This is a genomic window from Streptomyces sp. NPDC007901, from assembly GCF_042959465.1.
GTDB lineage: Bacteria > Actinomycetota > Actinomycetes > Streptomycetales > Streptomycetaceae > Streptomyces.
The window spans coordinates 1-3612 of sequence record NZ_JBIBKW010000077.1; the positions used below are offsets into that span (position 1 = coordinate 1).

Sequence of the window (3612 nt, forward strand, 5' to 3'; positions counted from 1 at the left end):
CTCCGTATCAGCCTCCACCAGCCCAGCCGCTCCGGACGAATCCATCGCAGGCACCGCCCCCTGCCCCTCCTTCAACCGCATACGGTGCCTCGCCACGGCTGCCCTGTTCTTTTGCCGGTGCCGTAGTTCCTCCGGGGTGAGCTCCGAGGCGGGCCTGGCCTCAGCCTTCCGGCGAGGCGCCGCCGCCTCACCCTCCGCCCTCCGCTTAAGGGTCCTCGCGCGGGCTGCCCTGTTCTGTTCCCGGATCCGTAGTTGCTCCGGGGTGAGCGCCGAGGCGGGCCTGACCTCAGCCCTCTGGCGAGGCGCCGCCCCCTCACCCTCCGCCCTCCGCGTAAGGGTCCTCGCGCGGGATGCCCTGTTCTGTTCCCGGCGCCGTAGTTCCTCCGGGGTGAGCACCGAGTCGGGCCTGGGCGGCCTCCGGCGACGCGCCGTCTGCGCACCCCCCTGTTCCCGGCCCTGCTCGTCCGTCTCTGCACGTTGGTCTTCAGCAGGCATCACGGCCTCCAAAAAGGTCATCACAGCTTTCGCCTTCACGACGTTCCCACCCCCCTCGTGGTTCACCAGCAGACAGCGGAACTGCAAGCTTGACAGTCGGGGATTTTGGAGTTGCCGATGTCAGCTGCCTAGGGTTCGGGACTGTAAGACGTTCGGCCCTGTCTCATATTCGGTGGTGGCGGAGCGTGCTGTTATCCGAGGAGGATGCGGTGGCGGAGCAGGGTGAAGCTTGCTCGGCCGTGCATCTGGCGTGCGATCCGTTTGGTCTTGGTGTTGACGCCTCGGTGGGGCCGTTGCTGTAGGGAAGCGTGAGGGCGGCGATCACGGCGTCGATGTCCCGGTCCAGGCCTCGGGTGAAGGCGTGTAGGTGGGGCAGATGCGGCTGCTCGGACCTGGGCGATCCAGCGCGTGAGCGCATCGGGGTTGTCGGTGTGTGGCGTAAGAAGCACAGTCTTTCCGGACTTGAGGCGGCGTTTTCGCTGGTCAGGCACACGGGGGCCCAGGAGGACAAGACGTCCAGGGCCTCGTCGACGTAGCGCCATGCAGAGCTCTCGGATATACCGAACCCCGCGCCGAGCTGGGCGAATGTCTCGTTCTTGCGTAGGTGGACCAGGGTGATCAGTGCCTGCTGGAAGCAACCGGGCTTGCGCCAGCGGGTGGTGCGGGCCAGCCGGTGCTCATGCAGCAGCCAGCCGACATGCTCAACGAGCTCATGGGGGACGTCGAGCATGGCAGGATGCGGAACCAACAGGGCCCCTTCGGTCGCTGGTGTGCTGAGTGGAATCACCACGCCAACGACGAGGGGCCCTGCCTCGTCACCACACCCGCTGACCAGCCCAATTCACCCCCCAGCACAGGATGAAAGAGGCTCAGTAACGAAGACTAGCCTCGGATCCCTCGATGCGCAGCCAGCAGTCCTTGGACACCTGCAGCAAGCACTGCCCGCCGCCGACCGGAACCAGCGTGAGGTCCAAGTCGAGCAATGGCTTCACCACTGCGACGGTCCGAGACCCATCCGGATCCGGGCCCCTGAGAGCCGCCAAAGCCTCGAACAAGGGCCTCACGTTCTCCCATCCCGGCCCCGGTGCGAAGCGCGCCAAGAAGAACGGTTGGACTGTCTCGAGTTGGGTGGAGTCGAGTTGCTTGGTTTCAGGCTACTGGCGGGGTGCGGAGTTCGTAGTCCACCGGGCTGAGCATGCCCAGGGCGGAGTGTCTGCGCTGTCGGTTGTGGAAGATTTCCAGGTACTCGAACAGGGCGGTGGACAGCTCCAGCCGCGTCCTCCACCGTCTGCGGTTGAGTAGTTCGACCTGGACCCGGGCTCAGAAGGACTCCATCATCGCGTTGTCCACGCAGTCCCCGATGGAGCCCATCGAGGGCAGCAGACCGGAGGCCCTCGCGCGCTGGGTGAACGCCCAGGACCCGAACTGGGCGGATTCAATCGGTCGTTGCAACGCTGGCTGGTGGGAGCGATCGTAGCTGCTTGGTGAACGCTTCAGCCGGGGTTCGCCACCCGAGGGTTTTCCGGGGTCGGTTGTTGAAGACCGCCGCGACGGCCTGGAGCTCTTCGCTGTTCCAGCGGGACAAGTCGGTGCCCTTGGGGAAGTACTGGCGCAGTAGGCCGTTGGTGTTCTCGTTGGTCCCGCGTTGCCAGGGGCTGTGGGGGTCCGCGAAGTAGACAGGGGTGCCGGTCTCGACCGTGAATGCGGCGTGCGCGGACAGTTCCTTGCCGCGGTCCCAGGTGAGAGACCGCCGAAGTTGCTCAGGCAGTGTGGTCATCGTCCTGGCCAGGGCGTTCTTCATCGTGATCGCGCCGTATCCGGCCAGAGCGGGTCCGTTCTTCGTGCGCGGGACCACACCGTAACCCTCCTCGCGCGGCAGGTGGACCAGCATGGTGAACCTGGTGGTGCACTCGACGAGAGTCCCGATCGCCGAGCGTTTCAGCCCGATGATGAGGTCGCCCTCCCAGTGCCCGGGAACGGCGCGGTCCTCGGCCTCGGCGGGACGCTCGCTGAGGAGGACCTTGTCGGTGACGTGAGCCCACGCCTTCTGCCGGCTGCGTGCCCGGGGAACACGCAGCGCCCGTCCGGTGCGCAGGCAGGCCACCAGCTCGCGTTTCAGCGCACCACGTCCCTCGACGTAGAGCGCCTGGTAGATCGCCTCGTGACTGATGCGCATGTCCTCATCGTCGGGGAACTCGACCGGCAGGCGTCGCGCGATCTGCTCCGGGCTCCATGCTGTCACCCAGCCTCTGTCGCCGCGGTGCGGCTTGTTGCGCCCCTTCCAGGCCGGGCCCTCCGGGCCCACACGGTTGCCTCCGGCGTCGGTGACGTCCCCCGCACAGACGGGCCTGGACATAGGCTCGCAGCCTCGGATTGTCGACGAGCTTGGCCTTCTTCGGGCGCCGGGCCCGGCGTTCAGCGTGCCACTGTGCGGTCGAGGCCCGGTAGTCGAGTTTGTAGGTCCGGGTGGAGGCATTGCGCCGCAGCTCACGGGAGACCGTCGACGGCGCCCGTCCGAGCCTGCGGGCGATCTCGCGGATGCCGGCGCCCTGGGCATGCCAGACGGCGATGTTCTCCCGTTCGGGAAACGACAGGTAGCGCCCGGACACCTCATCAGCTAGACGCGGATTCACGCCGCCAGCGTGCCGGAACCAGCGGAACCCCACCGGCCCGGACACCCCGGCAGCACTGCACGCATCCTCGGTCTTGGCACCCCGAGCGATCGCCGTCCAGAACCTGACCCTGTCCTCACGCCAGGCCACCGACGGCCTGCCCGGCGACGGCATCAACCCCCGATACGCACGAACCTGCTTGTGCCGCTCCACAGAGCCCACCGCTCCACCTCCCGATCAAGGTGTTGCGACGATCAGTTGAATCCGTCCTGCTCAGCGGGAGTTGACGTGGCAACAGCACAGGCACGAGACCGGTGATGATCAGGGTGTCTACGCCAGTTGATCACATTGAGGTCCCGTGCCTGCCGCTCCATCTTCCCTGGTCCATGTTGTCGGCGTACACCTGAACGTGGCCCTGGCAAGATTTCCGTGAAGCCGGGATGTGCCACCGTGCGCCGGTGACGCTCCGTCACGGGTGGCGGCACTGTCGGCGAGTGTGACGACT

The 3612-nt window shown here is 66.6% G+C and carries 4 pseudogenes; all 4 read right to left on the reverse strand.

Annotated elements, in window-relative coordinates:
- Window positions 1-686 precede the first annotated feature (686 nt).
- Window positions 687-923 (reverse strand): annotated as a pseudogene (locus tag ACFZDK_RS55560) (transposase); the annotation flags it as partial.
- A gap of 65 nt (window positions 924-988) precedes the next feature.
- Window positions 989-1285: pseudogene (locus ACFZDK_RS55565) on the reverse strand (transposase family protein); the annotation flags it as partial.
- 359 nt (window positions 1286-1644) lie between these two features.
- Window positions 1645-1923: pseudogene (locus ACFZDK_RS55570) on the reverse strand (integrase core domain-containing protein); the annotation flags it as partial.
- Between the two features lie 7 nt (window positions 1924-1930).
- Window positions 1931-3281, reverse strand: a pseudogene (locus tag ACFZDK_RS55575) (IS30 family transposase).
- Window positions 3282-3612: the final 331 nt, after the last annotated feature.